Raw genomic sequence first — 19,271 nt, 5'->3', positions numbered from 1 at the left:
GAGTTTGTGCTCATCGATGCCTGTCAGCTCGGCAAACTTGCTGGCAGTTACCCAGTCAATGGGGACAAGCCCCATTTCAGCCAATACAGCGGTTAAGTCGTCCATCTTTCACCTCAAAATTTTAGCATACATCATCGGGCAGTGTGGTTATCACTTTGCCCGTTCGTAGTTCAACAGGCAGGGCGTATTTCCAAGAGCCACGATGACCACAAAACGGATGGCTGTCGTATTGGTCAATGCCAAACAAAAAATCCAACTCAAAGTCTTCATACAGCAGCACCTCGTCATCACCCACATAGCACGGCACATATTTATCGCCACGCAGAATCATCGCTTGGATAATCTTTATAGGCTCAGGCTTAGCAGGTGGCTTTTCAAACTCCACGCCATATAATTGCTCAAGTGCCGCGTGGTTTTCTTCAGTGGCGTGATGAATGGTTGATACTTTATCGGTTGAATAATAAAATCCTTCGTGGGTGAAAGAAAACTCTCTACCACCCTTATAAACGCACAAAGGGAATTCTGTTCCTCCCCTTAAGTACTTCATAACTTTGTAAACTCCTCTACCCAAAGTTGGACAATAAACTTTATCGCCTACTTTAAATTTTTTCATGATTTCTCCTTTGTTGATAAAATCCCGCACCGCTTTGTTCATACGCCGCCTGTGCAGCTTTTTGGCTCGTTTTAGTTTTTATTCACAATTGGTCTTCACTCCTATAATCTTAATGTCTTTTAATTCTTGCATTAAGAATCTCGTCAGCCCATACCAAGGAAATTGATATTTTTGTTGCCACAGGCAATCAAAACTTACCTTGTCTAGATAGCGACGCACGACGCAGGTTTGTACTCGCAGTCTAATCAGCCTGTCAAGCATCACTTGGATAATCTCACGGCTTGTTGGTGATGCTGTTGGTGCCGGTGGTTTTTCAAATTCAATGCCGTATAGCCGCTCAAGTTCTGCGTGATTTTCAGGTGTGGCGTGGAAAATTACAGGGATTGGGTAATAACTGATAAGAAAACCATCATCGGTAAACTTATAATCAAAATCATCAGTTGTAATCTGCAATCTATAGATTGGCAAATTACTTTCTTCCAACTTAAATATTTTTTCATTTTGGTCTGGGTAATAGACCAAATCACCAACTTTAAACTTGCTCATAATAAACACTCCTTAAAACGGTATATCATCCGTTACAGTTTGGGGCGGTTTGCTATAAATTTCATTCACTTCGCCGAACTCTCGTCCAATAACTTTCCAAAACTTGCCATCTCGCTTACACTCAATTTTGGCAGGACGGTTAAGTTTACTGTTATGCAATAGATGCAAGGCATCATCGATACTTGTTGGTACAGGACCTAGATTATGTGCACGCCACCATTGGCAAGCCTTGTCATAAGCATAGCCTTCATGCTCGATGCAGACATATTCGCTGATTGGTACAGCGTCATAATCGGTAAAATAATCCACTCGTAAAGTGGCATTGCCAGACCGTCGGCTGGTATGCTTGGTGTAAGACAGGGCATCAACACGCATCCAAATTGGTGCTTCATCTGCCAGTACTTGTGCATGGCCTGCTTTGTTGGCGATATCTTTGGCATCGCCAAACGATGCACCGCACTCAAGGCATTCGCTGGTGTACAGCGGATTTTTCTCACCACATTCTGGGCAGTGCTTACATGGCTCGCCATTGGCGGTGGTGCTTTGATGACCGCTGTTGCGACCACGCACCCGATTGACAGGGCCTTGCTCATAAGTGGTGCTGGTATAATCCAACCACAGGCAATCGCTCTTACCATCGGCGATACGCATCCCACGCCCTGCGATTTGTACATACAGCACTGGCGATTTGGTAGGGCGTAACAGGGCAATCAAATCAGTCATTGGTGCATCAAAACCTGTGGTCAGCACGCCAACATTGACCAGTACATTCACCGCATCATCATGATCATGCGGCAGTTTGTAGGCCTTTAGGATTTTTTCTCGGCTATCGCTTGGCGTATCACCGATGACCATCTCGGCTTTGATATCGCCAATGGTGCGTACTTGTGCCAGTACCATCTCAGCTTGAGCGATTGAGTGGCAAAAAATCAGCCATTTGTGCCTGCCATGACTGCGAATATACAGATCATCAATGCAGGATCTGACCAATTCTTCATCTTCAAGCACTCGTGCAAGCTCAGCATTGTTATAATCGCCTGCGGTGATTTTGACGCCTGTGGTGTCAATCTTAGGCTGCATTGGCTCAACGACCAAGGGGGCGAGATAGCCAAGTTTTAGCAGCTCATCCATCGTTACACGGCTTGCCACACCTTCAAAGATGGGATTTTTGCCTTGCCATAGCCACACGCCATTGCCACGATAGGGCGTGCCAGTAAAGCCAATCACCGCCATGTGTGGACTTGTGGTATCTTGCAAAGTCTCAATCATCTTGCGGTACATACCTGTGTTGGCGGTGTTGATATTGTGGCACTCATCGATGATCATCACATCGACTGTGCCAAGTTCATCGACGCGACGAGCCAGTGTGCCGATGGTGGCAAAGATGATTTGGCTGTCGGTGTCTTTTGAGCCAAGGGCTGCACTGCAAATGCCAGCTGGTGCATCAGGCCAGATGGCGAGCAGTTTTTGCATGTTCTGTTCGCACAGCTCACGACTTGCCACACACATGACGATGCGAGTGTCAGGGGCTTGACTGATCATATCTTGGCATAAGTCGGCGATGATGATGGATTTGCCCGCACCGACACAGGCATCAACGATGGGAAAGCCCTTTGGGTGCTTGGCGAACCAGTCGTACAGTTCGCGCTTGACCCTGGCTTGATAGTCTCTAAGCTTGTACATCAAAGCTTCCTTTGGATTGATTAATGTGTACCAAGCCATTTGTCGAGCGATAAAACACTTTATCATCTTCATACCGCTCAAACTCAAGGTTTGGCAGAATATGCGGAATAAAGCGGTGATGCTCGCAGGGCTTGGCGGTGTTAATGACGGTGGCGGGCGTGGTGCGTTCACATTGCCAAGCGGCATCAGCGATGGGCGTTGAGTGAATGCAAGTTCGGCAATTGACATCAGGCAGCTCCCAATCACCCGCGTAACAAAACGGCTGATACTCGCACCATTTGCACTCATACCAAGATGGCTTATTTGACAAGGGTGCATCGGGCGTGTCTGCATAGATGATACGAGCTGCTCGCTCAATCAGTGATTTGGCATGGCCTGCATCATATTTGATGCGTTCGGCGTACAGCTCATCAGTGTTTTTGTTCACCGCCAGATAGTACGCTCTGCCAAGCTCAAGCCCGTGCATATAGACCTGCATCTGATCGTAATGCATGGGCTTGGCAGTCTTAACGCCTTTTTGCTTAAGCTCATTAAATGACTTTTCTGCATGGGTCTTAAACTCAAGCAAGTGCCAAGTTTTTTCAGCACCTTTAATGCCGATGGCAACACCGTCAGCATGACCACGAAAATGACCATCACAAAAACTAATCGCCCATTGCTCGCCAGTGGCTGCATCGATATCATAGACAGTTACACCCACAGCTTTAAGATCTTGAATAAAGCGTGGCTCGGCAAGGTGTCCTGTCTCAAACAAGCGATACAGCCGACCGTCGAACATTTTTGCTTTGACCTGTCGAAAATCCATCCATAAGGCACGAGTGCAGCCCTTGCCGATGATGCTCGCCCCCAGATAGGTGCGAGCCCCTTCAAAGCGGCTATGCTGATAATGCTCATAGATGGCAGACACTGTCGGATCGACGGTGTATTGACTGATGTCGGTCATAATAAGTACTCGTTATGATCGGTGAAGCGTTCGCTGATTGCCCAGCCCTTGAAAATGGCGGAAGTGCTGGCAAACACTTTGCGATAGCCATGTTTGCGTAAAATCTCATCAACAAGGCGAATATTGTTCACCTTGTCTTCGACTTCGCGTTTACTGATGCGGTGCTTGCCAATCAAGCTTTTGGCAAGCTTAACTGGATTTGTCATATTACCCCCTTATCCAAGGCTTGCTTGCTGCTTTTGGCGGTGGGGTGAATGACGGCTGCGATGGGGCACTGGCCTGCACTGCCTTGTAGTCCTTGATATCGTTTTGCTTTTCACCTTCGTACACTCGGCTGTCTGATACTTTGATCATCACAGGGATGCCGTGTAGCTGTTCTGAATCTTGTAAATGACCCAGTCCGCAGGCAGTAGATAGCTTAATCAGCTGTTTGCGTCCGATTTCTTGGGCTTGGCTGTTTTTGTTGGTCAGGGTGATATTGCCAAATAGCACTCGCCCTGCATACTCGCCATCAATGACCTTAAAGCCTAGCGATAGGTATGAGCCTGTACCATCTTTGGTGGTTTTGACTTCCGATCGCTCAACTTGAGCGATGTAGTTGCCTGATGGTAGGGCGGCGTAGCTGTCGTTTTGGGCAGCTTGTGCTTCTTCACTGGTGAAGCCAAAATTTAAAGTTGCCATAGTTTATACTCCTAAGATTTTGTGTTGGATGACAGATAAGTCAGCAGGCTCTTGGGGATTAAGCTTGCCTGAGCGGTCTTTTGCGTGATACTTGGTATCAGCTTGGGTTTGTAGATGGCGAACTGGCAATCCATTCTCATCTTTGCTGACTTGCAATAAAAAGACTTCATCGAAAAAGTAAGCCAGCCCAGCAGGCAGACGCTTGCCTGGTAACATGGGCTGATAACGCACTACGCCAACATCGTCTTGATAGCTCTCCATCTTGGCACTAAAGTACACATTGCGTGGCAGATCACGAAATGCACGAATGGCAGTCTCAACTTTTTCTTGCATCTCGCCGTAAGCTTGGCGAGGGTCTTTGCTATTTCGCTTAGCATCATTTAGAATCACTTCAGCGATTTCGCTAATGCTATCTAGACAGATCCAGTCATAGCTTAGACCTTGTTCGTCTTTGGTGAGCCAATTGTAAGCGTCTTGCAAGTCTTGCAATGACTTAATCTCAATGACATCAATGTCGGCTTCTGCGATGGATAATAACCCTGCTTCAGCGGATAAAATCACCGTCTTGGATAAGTCAGGCGTGGTGGCACACAGCACAGTCTTACCTGCACCTGCTTGACCATAAACGCAGACTTTGATACCGTTTTTGGCGGTAGCTTGCTTGGTGCTTGTCAAAATCACTGCCATCAGTCGAACTCCACTGCGATGCTAGGTTTGGCAGGCTTGATGGTCAGATACTGGTGCAGCACTGGGGCAAGATCATCTCGCAACGATTCAAGTGCTCGAAATCTTTTTAGATCTAGTGTTGGCTTCCACTTGATGCAGGACTGGACTTCGGCAGGCAGGCTATCCCAATGGTGAGAAACTGCTGCATCATCAAGTGTGCGAGTGATTTTGCCTGTGGTTTTGACCTTGAAATCATCACCTTGGTAGGTGGTGATACCTTCGTCAGCGACACCGATCTGCTCAATGAGCTGTCGCTCAATCTCTAGCCGTGCGGTGTTGGCTTGTTGCTCGGCGTGTTTGGCTTCTCGCCATTTGCTTGCCAGCTCTTTGATGGTCATAAAAGAACTCCTTTTACTCATGGGTTTAGCTCCCCCTGTTGTGGGCGGATAGATTCTTGATAATACTGGCGTCCAAGCTCTTCTTGGATCTCCATCTCACGATCAAAGGCATATAGACAGCCTTTCATCATCAATACCATGCCAAGTAAACCAAGAATACGCTGGATAGGATGGATAGATTCTTGCATTGCATCTCTCCTAAGTTAATCTGACGCTGGCATCTTAGATTGTTTTAGATTTCACTTATCCAAAATGCCAGTAGCTGATTAGCTTGCTTGCCTCCGTTTGTTGTCTATCACGGTGGGCTTAATAGGATCTGTGCTGTTAAATAATTTGAATCAGTTTCATTGGCTGATGCTGCCATAATAAACAAAATGTTTATATATGTCAAGAATGATATAAACAAAACGAGAAAAAAGTTTATAAATAATTGATATATAAACAAAATGTTTTCTCAAAGTGTGAAAAAAAACCGCCCAATCAAAGGGCGGTGAATTTGGGGTGATAAAAACTACCTGCGGGGGTGGTTTGGAGGCTTAGGCTTTAAAACCAATATCATGAAATACCAGCAACCAATTGCCGCACTCTATACCTAGATGACGGCAAATATCAGGGATTTTTAATTCCCTTGGGTTGGTTGCTTTGCTTATGCATTTATTAAATCCTTGTTCGGAGGTGATGACAGTACTGCGATATTGTGAATGTATGCAAATATTGGAAAGGTCATTGTTTAAAAGGTCAAACTTATTAGGTGGAAAACTCTTAGCAATACCCATCAGTCTGGCTTTTAGTTGTGCCATTTCCACATCGTAATCATCAATAATTTGAACACAAAACCGTGTCATAAAACCATCAAACACTGATAGGTCGTAATTTGCCTTTTGAATTTGGGCAATGATTTCGGCATAAATATTTTTGGTAATGACAAATTTGATTTGTTTTGCGATGATGGCGGCATCTACCAATTCCCAAAGGGCGATAAAGATATCCGGTGGATAAAAACGATAGCAGAAATCCAAGATGGCATTGGTATCTAGACAAAATACTTTCATGAGAACACCTTTTGTTCCAGATACATCAAATCATCAGCATCTTTTAGGCGTAGCATCTTCATGGCTGTTGTAATGGGGATAGCATTGTGCCACACAGCAGCAATGACTTGCTGTAGGTAGACTTTGCCAAATTGGTTATGTGTACGAGTCTTTTGTGCTATGCCAAAATTGGCATTGGTACCATCTGCCTTCGCATCTATCTCTGACAAATAGGCGTCTAAAGATAATTGGTCAATCAACCCAAGTAATTTTAGTTGGATAGCGATTGCTTGACGACTAACTTTAACAGACTTGCGAATACGGTTGATATTGTCTGCCAGATTAACCGTACTGTCATAAAGATTATCGGCAGTGTTTTTGGGTAGTAGCACATGACCTGCCACTTGGTTACAATACTGTTCAAGTTTTAGATTGTCTGATAAAATATCACCATCAATGGCTGATTGTCTTAGCCCCAAATGTACCAGCTCGTGAATCATGGTAAATAGCCTGCGAGAAGGAGATTGTCCAGATGACAAAATGGCAATGATGGGCAAAGTATCATAGTAGATCGCCATACCTTCGGATTTAATCCTGATATTTGGTAGCTCAATGACCATGACATTATTTTTTTCAATCAAAGTACGCCATGACCGATAGTAGTCATCATTATTTTGCGTTTTAAACTTGGCTTGATCTACCCCAAGCCAATAGCGAATCAGTTCTGCATCACTTGTCGCATCATTGCCTGATAATTTCAAAGAAAATTGATCGATTGACTCATCCAAGCTTTCAAACGCATAGATAAGATTATTTCTATTATCAATCAGCTCATGTAAAGCCTTTTGAGACTTGTACTCAAGATCTTCGCTATCATCAAACGGATTGATATTGCGGTGATCGACCGTTTCTGGAATATCATTATCTTGTATTTGGTCGGTCAATAAATAAAAGTCCGGAACAAATAAGAATTTGGCCAGTTTCTGGATTTGATTATAACTGAACGCTCGATCTTGCTGTTCGCCTTTTTCAAGTGTGGATAGGGCGATATCTAATTTTTTGGCAAGAAACTCCCTAGAAAGCCCTATTTGCTCTCTATAGTGGCGTACAGCCAAAGGGGAGTGTTGAATATAGTTTGCCATAATCTCAATAAAAAAAGAAAAAACTTATCTTGCGACCGATATTGTACCACGCCAAAATTTGTTACATTGTAAATTTGCACATTGGTTTTGAAATTTTTAACACCGTCAATCAATACTCCACCAACTTCCCAACCACCTTACCTACAAGCCGGCATTCGCCCATCGGTAGCATCTTTTGTTCTGGCCAGTCGGGATTGAGTGGCTTTAGGTACATATCAGACTCAGTCTCACCCAGTACCAACTGTTTAAATGTCGCTTCGGTATCGTCATTGCACTGCACGACGATTAAATCACCATCTTTGAGTGCAAGTGTTGAGACATTTGGTTCGACATAGATGATGTCATCAGGACGAAACTCTGGCCACATCGAGCGGCCACGCACTCGCAGGGCAAAGCCATCCGCTGATAGATTGCGTGGGCGTGGATAATAGCCCAGTGCGTCATCTAGGGTTACAGGTGAGACCTCAGACCATGAGCCTGCTGCTACCCAGCTGATGAGTGGCACATCATTGGCAGGCATCGCCACACGCACCGTATCGACAATCTCATGTGCCTGTTCATCGGTCAGTACGCCACCAGATTGCATCGCTTCAATCTGTGCTTTTAGATCATTAAGAATATCGGATTTATTACTTTTGGGTGGTGGGGCATGACTTACCGCTCCTTGACCTGTCAAAATCCAGTCAATGCTCAAGTTAAACACTTTTGCGATTTCTTGAGCACCTTTTTTAGAAATACCACGCTTTTGCCAGTTATTGACACTTTGTGGACTGGCGTTAATTGCCTTAGCAATTTCTGCTGGTGTTTTTCCTGTGGCTTTAATAATGCGCTCAATTGCGGTCTTTTGCACAATCGCACTCCCAAAAATAAACAAGTTGTTTATTAATTTTAGCAAAGTTGCAAAGATTATTCAAATCTTTGTTTTTAAACATTATGTTGATTTTTATGTTTATTATGTTTATAATGAGCAATCATTTTGTTTATACTATCAACCATCACTTATGACTGACAAAGAATTAATCGAAAGACTTGGAGGTGCGAAAGTTTTGGGCAAGTATCTTGGTCTAAAAAATCCGCATCAAACAATCGGAAACTGGTGTAAGCGTGGCATTCCTGCACGGGTGAAGCTTGATTATCCACAATTGTTTCAAACAAATAATCCACCAGACTTAAGAATAGAGCATCAAAAATGACCCCATTAATTAAACAACTATCGCGTGGCTTGCCATCGCTTTATCAGACCTTTGATGATAATGCCGATCGCAAGAATCCTGCACTGGCTCGACAGCTGTGGGGGATGTTTGACGATGTCAAAGATGAACTGCACAGACTCAATGAGCAGGGTGCAGGCGTGTATGTTACTGTCAATCAAACAGACGGCAAAGGGCGTAAAAAAGAAAACATCGTCGGTGTTAATGCTTTGTTTCTTGACTTTGACACCCCAGATGCCGATCGTGTGGCTCGCTTACAGTTACTGCCGCTACCGCCGAGCATCATCAATGAATCCAGCAAAGATAAGCATCACGCTTATTGGGTGCTGTCTGATGAGATGTCATTGACGCACTTTAGCGACTGCCAAAAACGCTTGATTGAGTATTTCACCAAGCAGGGCTATGCACCAGATAAGTCGATTCATGACTTGTCAAGGGTGATGCGTGTCGATGGCTTTATACATCATAAAGTCAAAAATGGCATTGAAACAGAGCCATTTATCAGCCGAGTGGTGAGCCAGGGGCGTAGTTATCGCTGTGATGAGCTTATGGCATGGCTGGCAAGCTTTGATGATGATTTGACAACACCAAGCTACCAGCTCATTAACACACCCTCTACCCATACGCATGCATCAGATTTTGTGCGAGCAGCGGCACAAGGTCGCTGGGGCTATGTACTGGCACGGCTAGGCTATGATGTCGGCACTGGTAAGCATTGCCCATGTCCTGTCTGTGGTGGGCATGATCGTTTTCGCTTTGATAATCACAATATCACTGAGGGCGATGGTGGCTGGATATGTTCACAAGGCAATGGTGATACCACAGGCGGTGATGGACTTAGCTTTTTGATTGATCATGCTGGCATGAGTGCCAAAGATGCCATCCGTGCTGTGTGCGATGCTTTGAATGTATCATTACCCAGTGTGCCAATGGCAAATGTTGATTTTGCTAAGCTTGGAAAACAAGCAGGCAATAAAAAAGCATCACCTGCGCTCACAAATGATGCCGTTGTAGATTATACACAGCTAGAGACTGTTGAACTACAGGATAATTATACATCACAAGCGACACCTAAGCAACTGTTTTCGCTACCCATTGATCCGCAGATTGATGCAGAGCTGGAGCGTGTGATTCGCAGTTATAGCATTTTATCCAGTGATGAGATGGTGATGGTGGTCAAAAATATTTTGATATGTGCCATCGGTGGACGCAAGGTAAAAAGCGAGTCCAATAACCCTACCAATTCATTCTTTATGGTGCTTGGTGAGACAGGCTCAGGCAAGAATATATTGACCACAGCAGTGGAGGGGATTTTAAGCCAATGCCGTCTATCGCACTTAAAGACAGGCAGTGGCAACACTTCATCGTCTGGCTTTATCTCATCCTTGGTGAGCACGCCTGCACAGGTGCAGATCATTGATGAATTTGGTCAGGTGCTATCTGCAGCACGCTCGCACGGTCAGAGCCATCAAAAAGAAGCGTTTATCAAGATCATGGAGACTTACAGCAGCTATGATTCATCCATTCGCTCAAAGAACTATTCGCAATTTGGTGCAAAAAAGGCAGAAGCAGCAGTTGAAGTGCTGTGCCCGTCCCTGACGCTCGTAACGATGGCAACACCGATGCAGGTCGCTCGTGCACTGACCAGTGAAGATGTCGAAAATGGCTTTGTAAACCGTTTTATTATTGTGAATATGCCAGAGCATGGCGATGATGATTTGGATACATTTTGTATCACCGACCAAACTGAACCGCTACCACTATCTCAGCAGTGTATTGATTACCTGCGAGCAGCACGCTATGGGGCCAATCGGGGTAACTTGGTTCAGTTTATTGATGAGCCGTACAATGAACGCCCAAACTGGCGTGTGTTGTCATGGGATCCTGTCGCTAAAGAGATGGTCAATCAATACTACCGCACGCTCGAAAGAGAACGCCGCTGCCGCAAAGATGGGCTATTTACAGGGGTAACCAAACGCCGTCATGAGCAGGTCATGCGACTTGCCACTGCCTATGCCAATTTTAACAGCGTCAGCACAGGCGAACAGCTCATCACGCCTGAATGCGTGGCGTATGCGACTTTATTTGTGGAATTCTTTGGGGCGAATGCACTGGCATATCTAAGAGCGAATTTGGCAGATAATGACTTTGCTAAAATGCGTAATCTGGTCTTGGATAAAGTAAACAGCATCAAAGAACATGATAAACATCGTGGCATCACCGTTCGTGAAATCGCTCGAGTTAGCACACTGTTTCAGTCGATGCCAAAGTATATGCGGGCACAGGTGGTCAACACACTCATCGATGAACAGCTGATTTTGTTTGTCAAAATGAGCTCGGCATCAGGTCGTGGACCGAAACGTGAAGCACTAATTGATCCAAAATATTTTGATCCACAAAAGATGGTGTTGGTAGAATTTAAATAAACCTGTCGATTTAATTAATACTGGCACTGACAGGTATAAGCTAAGCGTAGCAAGGCTTTGGGGGTAATCTGTCAATTAAATCATACCCCTACATATATATAAAATATAAATAAATATAGGTATATATATGTTTTTATTTATATATATAAGATAAAGCCTTGTGTAGTAAGGGTTATACCTGTCAGTTTTGATACTGACAAGATGTAAAAGTTTGGGAGTTTTTGTGAGTAAGTACAACAACAAAAAAACCATCGTTGATGACATTGCCTTTGATTCCAAAAAAGAGGCCGAGCGATACAAGGTGCTTAAGTCAATGCAAGATGATGGCGTGATCATCGCCCTAGAATGCCAGCCAAAATTCACACTCATCCCTGGCCAGTACTTTGAGACCATTGGCAAGCGAGAGCGTGGTGTCGATTATGTGGCGGACTTTCGCTACATAGATCGACTGGGGCAAATCATCGTTGAGGATGTCAAAAGCCCAATCACCGCCAAAGACAAGGTATATCGCATCAAGCGTAAACTGGTGAAGTACTTTCATGATGTGGAGATTATTGAAGTATGAGATATTACTACAACCCCACCACCGATCAATACGCCCAAGTGCTGGGCGTGGATGACAGAACAGGCATTGCCACCGTCATCATTGATGACAAAGAGTATGAGATGGATTGGCATGAGTTTATTGGCAAGTTTAAACAGTTAAGAGACAAAGATGAAAGAAGTAACCCAAATCAAAGATAACGAAATCATTTACCAATCCGCACCTGTGGCACATGATCCTATCAATCATCCCAAACATTACACAAGTCATCCAAGTGGCATTGAGACCATCGAGATCACCCGCCACATGAACTTTAACCGTGGCAATGCGGTGAAGTATCTGATGCGAGCGGGGCTTAAAGACCCTGCCAAAGAAGTGGAAGACTTACAAAAGGCGGCGTGGTATATCCAAGATGAGATTAAAAGAATCAAGGGGGATGTATGAACGAATACAAAGAGTGGGGCAAGTGGGTGAGGCATGACCCTGATCGCCTATCAGCGAAGAGCAGTTGGGGATTGGTCATGCGTAATAATGTGCCAATGGGCTATGACAACTATCGCATGACAGATGAGCGTGGATGTCAGATTGATGCAGCGGTCGCATCACTGGCTAGCTACAGCAAAGTATGTGCACATGTGTTTGTGATGACTTATGTGTATGGTTGGTCACGCGATAAGATTGCTAAAGAGTATATGACTGAGTTGATGTATCAAAACACGGGACGCAAGGCAACACGCTTTGATGTCAAGGATAGATTGTTGGTTGCCGAAGGATATGTGGCAGGAATCACAAATATATGTTGAAATGTTAACATTGATGTGTTATTATCTTACCATAATGAATAAATGCGATTATCGAATGATGGTCGCTTTTTTTGTGGGTAAAAACTATGGCAACACCTTGTCGAGCAATACAATGTAAAAACCTAGTTGGCAGGCGTTCTATGCAAGGGTATTGTGATACACACGCACACCTACGATACAATTGGCGTCATACACGCAGTGCATCTGAGCGTGGTTATGGCAGTGCATGGCGGCGGTTAAGGGCTCAAATATTGCAGCGTGATAATTATCTGTGTCAGGCGTGCAAGGCAAATGGCAGATACACAACCGCAACAGATGTTGACCACATACAAGCCAAGGCACACGGCGGAACAGACAGCCCCGACAATCTACAATCACTGTGCAGAGCTTGCCACAAATCAAAGACAGCCACAGAGGGGAGGGCGGGTAAAAAGTTTTGAGCCTTGCCACAAAAAACCGTACCCCCACTAAAATTTTTATCACCGCGAAATTGGAAGTTTTGAGGTAAAGTAAGATAAACAGGTGAGAAGATGAAAGGGCGAAAACCAAAACCGACAGCCATCAAAGAGCTGACGGGCAATCCTGGCAAGCGAGCCTTGAACAAAAACGAGCCGAAATTTGCCAAGATTACCGAAATTGAGCCGCCCAATTGGCTGACTGATACAGCGACTGTTATGTGGCGAACCATCATGCCAGAATTGCTCGCAACTGGTGTACTTACCATTGCTGATGTGCATAATGTTGAGGCGTTTTGTATGAGTTATAGCAGGTGGCGTGAAGCTGAGCAAGAAGTAGAACGGCACGGGATTGTCATCATGGATAGCAATGGCAAATTGAACAAAAACCCTGCACTTACCATCATCAATGAAGCCAAAACACAAATGATGAAATTCGGCTCATTGCTTGGGCTTGACCCATCATCACGAACACGGCTAACTGGTGCAGCCAATAGCGAACCTATTGCCAATCCTTTTGCAGATTTATGATAAATGTACAAAAAGCCCTAGACTATATCCAAGGCGTGCTATCTGGCGAGATTGTCGCCAATAAATACATTAAGCTGGCTTGTCAAAAGCATTTAGACGACCTACAAAAAAGCGAAACTGACCCTGATTATCCTTATTATTTTGATGCAGCGAAAGCGGAAAAAGTAGCAAAATTTATCCAACTTTTACCACACACTAAGGGGAAATGGGCATCAAAAGGTGAGAAAATCACCCTTGAACCGTGGCAGATTTTCGCTTGTTGCCTGCCCTTTGGCTGGCTCAAGCGTGCAACGGGTTATCGCAGATATACCAAGCTGTTGATTTTTGTTTGTCGTAAGAATGGCAAATCAGCCATCGCAGCAGGCGTGGGCAATTATATGTTTTGTGCTGATGGTGAATTTGGTGCGGAAGTGTACAGCGGTGCAACCACCGAAAAGCAGGCGTGGGAAGTGTTTCGACCTGCCAAAATCATGGTTGAACGCACCTTGCAGCTCAAAGATTATTTTGGCATCGAGGTGAATGCCTCCAACATGGCACGCCCAGCCGATGGTTCACGCTTTGAGCCAATCATTGGCAAGCCTGGCGATGGCTCAAGCCCATCATGTGCCATCATTGATGAATACCACGAGCATAAAAATAACGACCTGTACGACACGATGGAAACGGGCATGGGTGCCAGAGAGCAGCCGATTATGCTGGTGATTACCACGGCAGGTTCGTCAATTGGCGGTGCGTGTCATCAGATGGTGCGTGATGCTGAGCGTATGCTTGACGGTGCTATTGATATCCCTGACCTGTGGGCGGTGCTATACGGCATGGATAAAGACGATGACTGGACAAGCGATATTGCCCTAAAAAAAGCCAATCCCAACATGGACATTTCGGTATCAGCCGAATTTTTGCAGGCTCGCCAGCGTGATGCCAAGATGAGTGCAGCCAAGCAGGCGATTTTTCGCACCAAGCATTTAAATGAATGGGTGGGGGCAAAAAACGCATGGCTGAACATGGCAAAATGGGCAATGGCACCCGAACGCTTGCCGCTGTCTGCCCTAACTGGTCGTCCGTGCTTTATTGGGCTTGATCTTGCGACAAAAATTGACATGGTGGCACTGGTGCTACTGTTTCCACCGTATGGCGATGACAAGCGGTATCATGTACATGGGCGGTATTATCTGCCTGACAGCCGCGTGATTGAGGAGCTAGACAGCAACACAGACCGCTATCGGGCGTGGGATAAAGAGGGACTGCTTAGTCTGACCATGGGTGAGGTGATTGATTTTGATGCCATCAAAGATGACTTGCGAGAGTTTTATGGCAGGTTTGATGTGCGTGAAGTGGCGTATGACCCTTGGCAAGCCACGCAATTGGCTCAAGAAATGGAAAAAGAAGGCATGGTGATGGTGGAATTACGCCACACGGTGCAAAATTTATCCGAACCCATGAAAGAGCTGGAGGCGTTGATATTGCAACAAAGAATCGCCCATGGTGATTGCCCAATTTTGTCTTGGCAGGCATCAAATGTGGTGGCAAAAATCGACGCTAAGGACAACATTTATCCAAACAAAGAGCGGTCAGAAAACAAAATTGACGGCATTGTTGCACTGATTATGGCGATGGGGCGAGCCAATGTGCATCAACACATGGGCAATATTGACGATTTTTTGGACAATATCATCATTGGTTAGTTTGCTGCTTGGCGATGTCAAGCAAGGACTGGCACAGGGTGATTTTGTCGGTAAGTAGGCGGTTAAGTTCGCCCTCTAGCCAATCAGGCAGCCCTCGTTCGTCATTTAACCACTGGCGAACTCGGCGGCTGTCAATGTTTAAGGCTCGTGCTAAATCAGATTGCCACTGGGTGCCGTATAGGGCTTGTCCGATGGCGGTTAATTTGTCTTTGCTCATGGTGCATTCCTTGAAAAAAGCCCCAAATGGGGCTTGGGTATTCATCATCATCTCCAAGTGATAAGCTGGCACGATTGCCTTGCTTGTTGATGAATATTGTACCTAATATTAGGAACATTGTCAAGCACTTTTGTCAATGCAGGGTGAAAATTTATCGGTATTATTTTATGTAGCAACGAATACAGGCAGAATAACATGAATGATACAAACTGGTGGCAACGCTTTTATGCCAGATGGTTTGCAGGGGGTAGGCGGCTGGATAAGGGCAGTGAGGTTGCTCCGTTTAATTCGGTGCATACGCCATCTGGCACAGCGGTTACAGCAGAAACTGCACTAAAGCTATCCGCCGTGTGGGCGTGTGTACGCTTACGCAGTCAGACCATCTCAAGTTTGCCACTAAATCTACGCACACAGGACAACGAAACGGCACACGAGCATCCGCTACAGCGTATTTTGCACGAGGCACCCAATGCCGATATGACAGCGTCGGAGTTTTGGGAGGCGATGCTTGTCAGCCTTGATTTGTGGGGAAATGCTTATGCACTGATTAGCCGCAATCGCACAGGGCAGGTGATTAGCCTTGATGTGCTTGATCCATCAATCACCACGGTCAAGCGGGCAAAAAATGGCGAAATCAGCTATATCATAGGCGACAGCGTCTATCATGATGATGAGGTGCTGCATATTAAGGGCTTTACGATGGACGGCTTGGTGGGATTGTCGCCAATCCGCTATCAGGCAGGCGTGATGGGAGCTCAGATTGAGGCAAATACTGCTGCCAGCCATACTTTTGGCAATAATCTAAAAGCGGGTGGATTTTTGCAAACAGGTCAGGCGGTGCTAAGCGATGAGCAGCGAACACGGCTAAGAGCCAGCCTTGAGCATTTTTCACAGCCTGAAAATGCAGGCAAATTCATGGTGCTAGAAGCTGGCATGACGGTTGCCACCAATGCGGTAAAAATGAACCCTGCCGATGCCCAGTTGCTTGAGAGTCGCTATTTTGGCATTGAGGAGATTTGCCGAGCGTTTGGCGTACCGCCACAGCTGATTTATCACACAGACAAGGCATCAAGCTGGGCAAGCTCGCTTGAGGGCATGAATTTGGGCTTTTTGATGTATTCATTACGCCCAAACTTGGTACGCATTGAGCAAGCCATCAAGAAAAAACTGCTAAATCCTGCTGAGCGTGCCAAATATACGCCAAAATTTGCCGTTGAAGGCTTGTTGCGTGCTGATAGCCATGGTCGTGCGAACTTTTATATGTCAGCCCTACAAAACGGCTGGATGACTCGCAACGAGGTGCGAGCGTTGGAAGATTTGCCCCCAATGGCTGGCGGTGATAGTCTGACGGTGCAATTAAACTTAACACCACTTGAACAACTTGGTGAGAATAATGAAAACCAAAGCAATCCAATTTAAAGCCGAAGCCGTCAAAGAGGACGGCTTTTTTAGTGGCTATTGTAATGTATTTGATGTTGTTGATAGCTATGGCGATATCGTGAAAAAAGGGGCATTTGTCAAGTCGCTCAATGACTGGCAAGCACGAGGCAAAATGCCCCCTGTGCTGTGGCAACACAAACGAGATGAAGTCATCGGCGTCTGGCATAAGTTGTATGAAGATGAGCATGGTCTGTATGGCGAGGGGCAGCTATTTGTCAATGACATTGCCAAAGCCAAAGAGACACATACCCTACTAAAACATGGGGCAATCGATGGGCTGTCTATCGGTTATGGTCTTGACAAATGGGCATATGACGAAGAAAAGCAGGTATATGAACTGCTGGAAATTGACCTAAAAGAAGTATCGATTGTTACTACCCCTGCCAACGAATCCAGCCGCATCGATGCGGTCAAATCAACGCTATCACAAGGGAGTCTGCCCACTTTATCCGAATTTGAAAAATTCCTGCGTGAGGCAGGATTTAGCAAATCGCAAGCCGTTACCATTGCAAGTCATGGTTTGCGTAAATTGTTGGGCGAACCAGCACAGCTTAGCGAAACTTTAGAAATCTTAAAATCAATCAATGGTGAAAAAAAATGACTGATATTACCAAAGAGCTTGCCATCGAGCTAAAAACTGCCACAGACAAAATCAAAAACTTGGGCGAGGAGCTACAAGGTCGCATGGAAAAAGGCGAAACGGCACTCACCACGCTAAAGGGTGATGTTGATGAAGCACTGACAGCCATGAACGAAATCAAATCACGCCTAGACGATGTTGAACAAAAACAAGCACGCCGTGGCGAACACAGCGAACCTACCCAATCCATCGGTCAGCAACTATATGATTCAGAGCAATTTAAATCATTTGTGAGCAATCCGCGTGCAGGTCGTGATGCCAAACTTGAGCTAAAAGCAACCATCACCAGCCTAACCACTGATACAGACGGTGCGGCAGGGGCTTTGGTGCAGACCCAACGCCTAGGTGGCATTATCGCACCACCAGACCAAAGACTGCGTGTGCGTGATTTGCTGATGGCTGGCACAACAGACAGCAATGCCATCGAATATGTCAAAGAAACAGGCTTTGTCAATGGTGCAGCAGCACAAGCAAACGAAGGGGACAAAAAAGCCCAATCGCATATCAAGTTTGGCACCGAAACGGTCAATGTTCGCACTTTGGCTCATTATGTCAAGGCATCACGCCAGATTCTTGATGACGCATCAATGCTCCAAAGCTACATTAATGGACGGCTGTCTTATGGCTTAAAGCTCGTGGAAGACCGCCAGTTGTTGAATGGCGATGGCGAAAATGGCAACCTAAAAGGCATCATTCCACAAGCCACCGCCTTTGCTGACAAAGCAAGCATGGCAAGCTACACCATTCTTAACCAATTGCGATTGGCTCAATTGCAGGCGGTATTGGCTGAATATCCTGCAAGCGGCTATGTGCTAAATCCGATTGATTGGGCAAAAATTGAATTGCTCAAAGATGGCGATGGTCGCAATATCATTGGCATTCCCCAAGGGGTAGCAAATCGCACGCTGTGGGGCTTGCCAGTGGTGGAAACAACCGCCATGCAGACGGGTAAATTCCTAACAGGTGCGTTTAATATGGGGGCTCAAATCTTTGACCGTCAGACGCTATCAATCGCTGTGGCAACCGAGAATGAGGACGACTTTGTCAGAAACTTGGTAACTATCCTATGCGAGGAGCGTCTGGCGTTGGCAGTGTACCGCCCAGAGGCGTTTATTTATGGCGATTTGGCGGCGAAATAACCGTATCAAAGCCCTTGCTTAGTGCGAGGGCTTTTTTCTGGAGATAAAAATGCAATACATTGTCAAACGACAACACTATGGCGATAAGCAGTACTACGCAGGCGATATTCGCATCGTGCAAGATGATTTTATTGCCAAAAAACTCAAAGAGCTTGGGCTGATCGCTGACAAGCCAAGTAAAACGACTAAGACTAAGGCGGACGCATGATTAGCCTTGATGAGGTCAAGCACCAGTGCCGCATTGAGCATGACGATGAAGATGGCTTGCTGGTGGTTTATATCAACGCCGCCAAAACCTATGCACAATCTTGGATTGATGATGAGCTTGATGAAGAAAATCCAGCACAAAAGCAAGCGTTGCTGCTACTCATCGGGCATTGGTATGTCAATCGTGAAGCGGTCAATGCTGATTCTCAGCTGCCGATTCCGTATGGCTTTGATGCCATCATGCAACGCTACCGCAAGATGGGGGTATAA

At 45.6% G+C, this 19,271-nt stretch carries 27 protein-coding genes; 14 read left to right on the top strand and 13 right to left on the bottom strand.

The window, feature by feature from the left end; translation table 11 throughout:
* Window positions 1-121: 121 nt before the first annotated feature.
* The 12 genes from BW928_RS10295 to BW928_RS10245 form a co-directional block, all read right to left on the bottom strand.
* Window positions 122-613 (bottom strand): hypothetical protein, encoded by a 492-nt coding sequence (locus tag BW928_RS10295; protein WP_143821533.1) that lies wholly within the window; start codon window positions 611-613, stop codon window positions 122-124.
* A 78-nt stretch (window positions 614-691) separates the two neighbouring features.
* A complete protein-coding gene (locus BW928_RS10290) occupies window positions 692-1,159 on the bottom strand; it encodes a hypothetical protein (protein ID WP_076556138.1) in 468 nt (155 codons plus the stop codon).
* Window positions 1,160-1,171: 12 nt separating this feature from the next.
* Window positions 1,172-2,842: a DEAD/DEAH box helicase gene (locus tag BW928_RS10285; protein ID WP_076556137.1), complete on the bottom strand. Its 1,671-nt coding sequence runs from the start codon at window positions 2,840-2,842 to the stop codon at window positions 1,172-1,174.
* Window positions 2,829-3,785, bottom strand: a complete 957-nt coding sequence (locus tag BW928_RS10280; RefSeq protein ID WP_076556136.1) for a PD-(D/E)XK nuclease family protein — start codon at window positions 3,783-3,785, stop codon at window positions 2,829-2,831. Before BW928_RS10280 ends, BW928_RS10285 begins: the two co-directional genes overlap by 14 nt.
* Window positions 3,782-3,991 carry a hypothetical protein gene (locus BW928_RS10275; RefSeq protein WP_076556135.1) on the bottom strand — a complete coding sequence of 70 codons (210 nt, stop codon included), beginning with the start codon at window positions 3,989-3,991 and terminating at the stop codon, window positions 3,782-3,784. Before BW928_RS10275 ends, BW928_RS10280 begins: the two co-directional genes overlap by 4 nt.
* A 1-nt stretch (window position 3,992) precedes the next feature.
* The gene (locus tag BW928_RS10270) at window positions 3,993-4,466 is read right to left on the bottom strand and encodes a DUF669 domain-containing protein (RefSeq protein ID WP_076556134.1); all 474 of its coding nucleotides are present in this window, start codon (window positions 4,464-4,466) and stop codon (window positions 3,993-3,995) included.
* Window positions 4,467-4,469: 3 nt separating this feature from the next.
* Window positions 4,470-5,153 carry an ATP-binding protein gene (locus BW928_RS10265; protein ID WP_076556133.1) on the bottom strand — a complete coding sequence of 228 codons (684 nt, stop codon included), beginning with the start codon at window positions 5,151-5,153 and terminating at the stop codon, window positions 4,470-4,472.
* Window positions 5,153-5,530 carry a DUF7173 family protein gene (locus BW928_RS10260; RefSeq protein ID WP_076556132.1) on the bottom strand — a complete coding sequence of 126 codons (378 nt, stop codon included), beginning with the start codon at window positions 5,528-5,530 and terminating at the stop codon, window positions 5,153-5,155. The genes BW928_RS10265 and BW928_RS10260 overlap by 1 nt, the downstream gene beginning before the upstream one ends.
* Before the next feature lie 17 nt (window positions 5,531-5,547).
* The gene (locus BW928_RS11860; RefSeq protein WP_169835313.1) at window positions 5,548-5,718 is read right to left on the bottom strand and encodes a hypothetical protein; all 171 of its coding nucleotides are present in this window, start codon (window positions 5,716-5,718) and stop codon (window positions 5,548-5,550) included.
* Window positions 5,719-6,066: 348 nt separating this feature from the next.
* Window positions 6,067-6,582: a DUF4411 family protein gene (locus BW928_RS10255; RefSeq protein ID WP_076556131.1), complete on the bottom strand. Its 516-nt coding sequence runs from the start codon at window positions 6,580-6,582 to the stop codon at window positions 6,067-6,069.
* Window positions 6,579-7,703 carry an XRE family transcriptional regulator gene (locus BW928_RS10250; protein WP_076556130.1) on the bottom strand — a complete coding sequence of 375 codons (1,125 nt, stop codon included), beginning with the start codon at window positions 7,701-7,703 and terminating at the stop codon, window positions 6,579-6,581. Before BW928_RS10250 ends, BW928_RS10255 begins: the two co-directional genes overlap by 4 nt.
* Before the next feature lie 109 nt (window positions 7,704-7,812).
* On the bottom strand, window positions 7,813-8,553 hold the full coding sequence (locus BW928_RS10245) for a LexA family protein (RefSeq protein WP_076556143.1): 741 nt from the start codon (window positions 8,551-8,553) through the stop codon (window positions 7,813-7,815).
* A gap of 151 nt (window positions 8,554-8,704) precedes the next feature.
* Here BW928_RS10245 and BW928_RS10240 point away from each other — a divergent pair, with 151 nt between their 5' ends.
* From BW928_RS10240 to BW928_RS10200, 9 genes are all read left to right on the top strand, one after another.
* Entirely contained in the window at window positions 8,705-8,896 is a 192-nt protein-coding gene (locus BW928_RS10240; RefSeq protein WP_076556142.1) for a hypothetical protein, read from the top strand.
* Entirely contained in the window at window positions 8,893-11,340 is a 2,448-nt protein-coding gene (locus tag BW928_RS10235) for a primase-helicase zinc-binding domain-containing protein (protein ID WP_076556129.1), read from the top strand. The genes BW928_RS10240 and BW928_RS10235 overlap by 4 nt, the downstream gene beginning before the upstream one ends.
* A gap of 223 nt (window positions 11,341-11,563) precedes the next feature.
* Complete coding sequence (locus tag BW928_RS10230) at window positions 11,564-11,905, top strand: DUF1064 domain-containing protein (protein WP_076556128.1); 342 nt, start codon at window positions 11,564-11,566, stop codon at window positions 11,903-11,905.
* Window positions 11,902-12,084, top strand: coding sequence for a hypothetical protein (locus BW928_RS10225; RefSeq protein WP_076556127.1), 183 nt, complete (start codon window positions 11,902-11,904; stop codon window positions 12,082-12,084). The genes BW928_RS10230 and BW928_RS10225 overlap by 4 nt, the downstream gene beginning before the upstream one ends.
* The gene (locus BW928_RS10220; RefSeq protein WP_076556126.1) at window positions 12,056-12,328 is read left to right on the top strand and encodes a DUF3310 domain-containing protein; all 273 of its coding nucleotides are present in this window, start codon (window positions 12,056-12,058) and stop codon (window positions 12,326-12,328) included. Before BW928_RS10225 ends, BW928_RS10220 begins: the two co-directional genes overlap by 29 nt.
* Window positions 12,325-12,687, top strand: a complete 363-nt coding sequence (locus BW928_RS10215) for a hypothetical protein (protein ID WP_076556125.1) — start codon at window positions 12,325-12,327, stop codon at window positions 12,685-12,687. Before BW928_RS10220 ends, BW928_RS10215 begins: the two co-directional genes overlap by 4 nt.
* Before the next feature lie 86 nt (window positions 12,688-12,773).
* A complete protein-coding gene (locus BW928_RS10210) occupies window positions 12,774-13,127 on the top strand; it encodes an HNH endonuclease (RefSeq protein WP_076556124.1) in 354 nt (117 codons plus the stop codon).
* A 90-nt stretch (window positions 13,128-13,217) separates the two neighbouring features.
* Complete coding sequence (locus tag BW928_RS10205) at window positions 13,218-13,673, top strand: phage terminase small subunit P27 family (protein WP_076556123.1); 456 nt, start codon at window positions 13,218-13,220, stop codon at window positions 13,671-13,673.
* On the top strand, window positions 13,670-15,358 hold the full coding sequence (locus tag BW928_RS10200; protein WP_076556122.1) for a terminase large subunit: 1,689 nt from the start codon (window positions 13,670-13,672) through the stop codon (window positions 15,356-15,358). The genes BW928_RS10205 and BW928_RS10200 overlap by 4 nt, the downstream gene beginning before the upstream one ends.
* Here the strand turns inward: BW928_RS10200 and BW928_RS10195 are convergent.
* Window positions 15,348-15,575, bottom strand: a complete 228-nt coding sequence (locus BW928_RS10195) for a helix-turn-helix domain-containing protein (RefSeq protein WP_076556141.1) — start codon at window positions 15,573-15,575, stop codon at window positions 15,348-15,350. The genes BW928_RS10200 and BW928_RS10195 overlap by 11 nt on opposite strands.
* A 195-nt stretch (window positions 15,576-15,770) precedes the next feature.
* Here BW928_RS10195 and BW928_RS10190 point away from each other — a divergent pair, with 195 nt between their 5' ends.
* Genes BW928_RS10190 through BW928_RS10175 form a run of 5 tightly spaced genes read left to right on the top strand, consistent with a single transcriptional unit; the run spans window position 15,771 to window position 19,271 of the window.
* Window positions 15,771-16,994: a phage portal protein gene (locus tag BW928_RS10190; protein ID WP_076556121.1), complete on the top strand. Its 1,224-nt coding sequence runs from the start codon at window positions 15,771-15,773 to the stop codon at window positions 16,992-16,994.
* The gene (locus tag BW928_RS10185; protein ID WP_076556120.1) at window positions 16,969-17,616 is read left to right on the top strand and encodes an HK97 family phage prohead protease; all 648 of its coding nucleotides are present in this window, start codon (window positions 16,969-16,971) and stop codon (window positions 17,614-17,616) included. The genes BW928_RS10190 and BW928_RS10185 overlap by 26 nt, the downstream gene beginning before the upstream one ends.
* Window positions 17,613-18,794 carry a phage major capsid protein gene (locus BW928_RS10180; protein ID WP_076556119.1) on the top strand — a complete coding sequence of 394 codons (1,182 nt, stop codon included), beginning with the start codon at window positions 17,613-17,615 and terminating at the stop codon, window positions 18,792-18,794. Before BW928_RS10185 ends, BW928_RS10180 begins: the two co-directional genes overlap by 4 nt.
* A 49-nt stretch (window positions 18,795-18,843) precedes the next feature.
* Complete coding sequence (locus BW928_RS11710; RefSeq protein ID WP_158078458.1) at window positions 18,844-19,002, top strand: hypothetical protein; 159 nt, start codon at window positions 18,844-18,846, stop codon at window positions 19,000-19,002.
* Window positions 18,999-19,271, top strand: a complete 273-nt coding sequence (locus BW928_RS10175) for a head-tail connector protein (RefSeq protein WP_076556118.1) — start codon at window positions 18,999-19,001, stop codon at window positions 19,269-19,271. The genes BW928_RS11710 and BW928_RS10175 overlap by 4 nt, the downstream gene beginning before the upstream one ends.

Origin of the sequence: Moraxella cuniculi DSM 21768 (assembly GCF_900156515.1) — a bacterium.
Classification (GTDB): domain Bacteria; phylum Pseudomonadota; class Gammaproteobacteria; order Pseudomonadales; family Moraxellaceae; genus Moraxella; species Moraxella cuniculi.
This window is presented reverse-complemented; position numbering and strand designations above follow the sequence as displayed.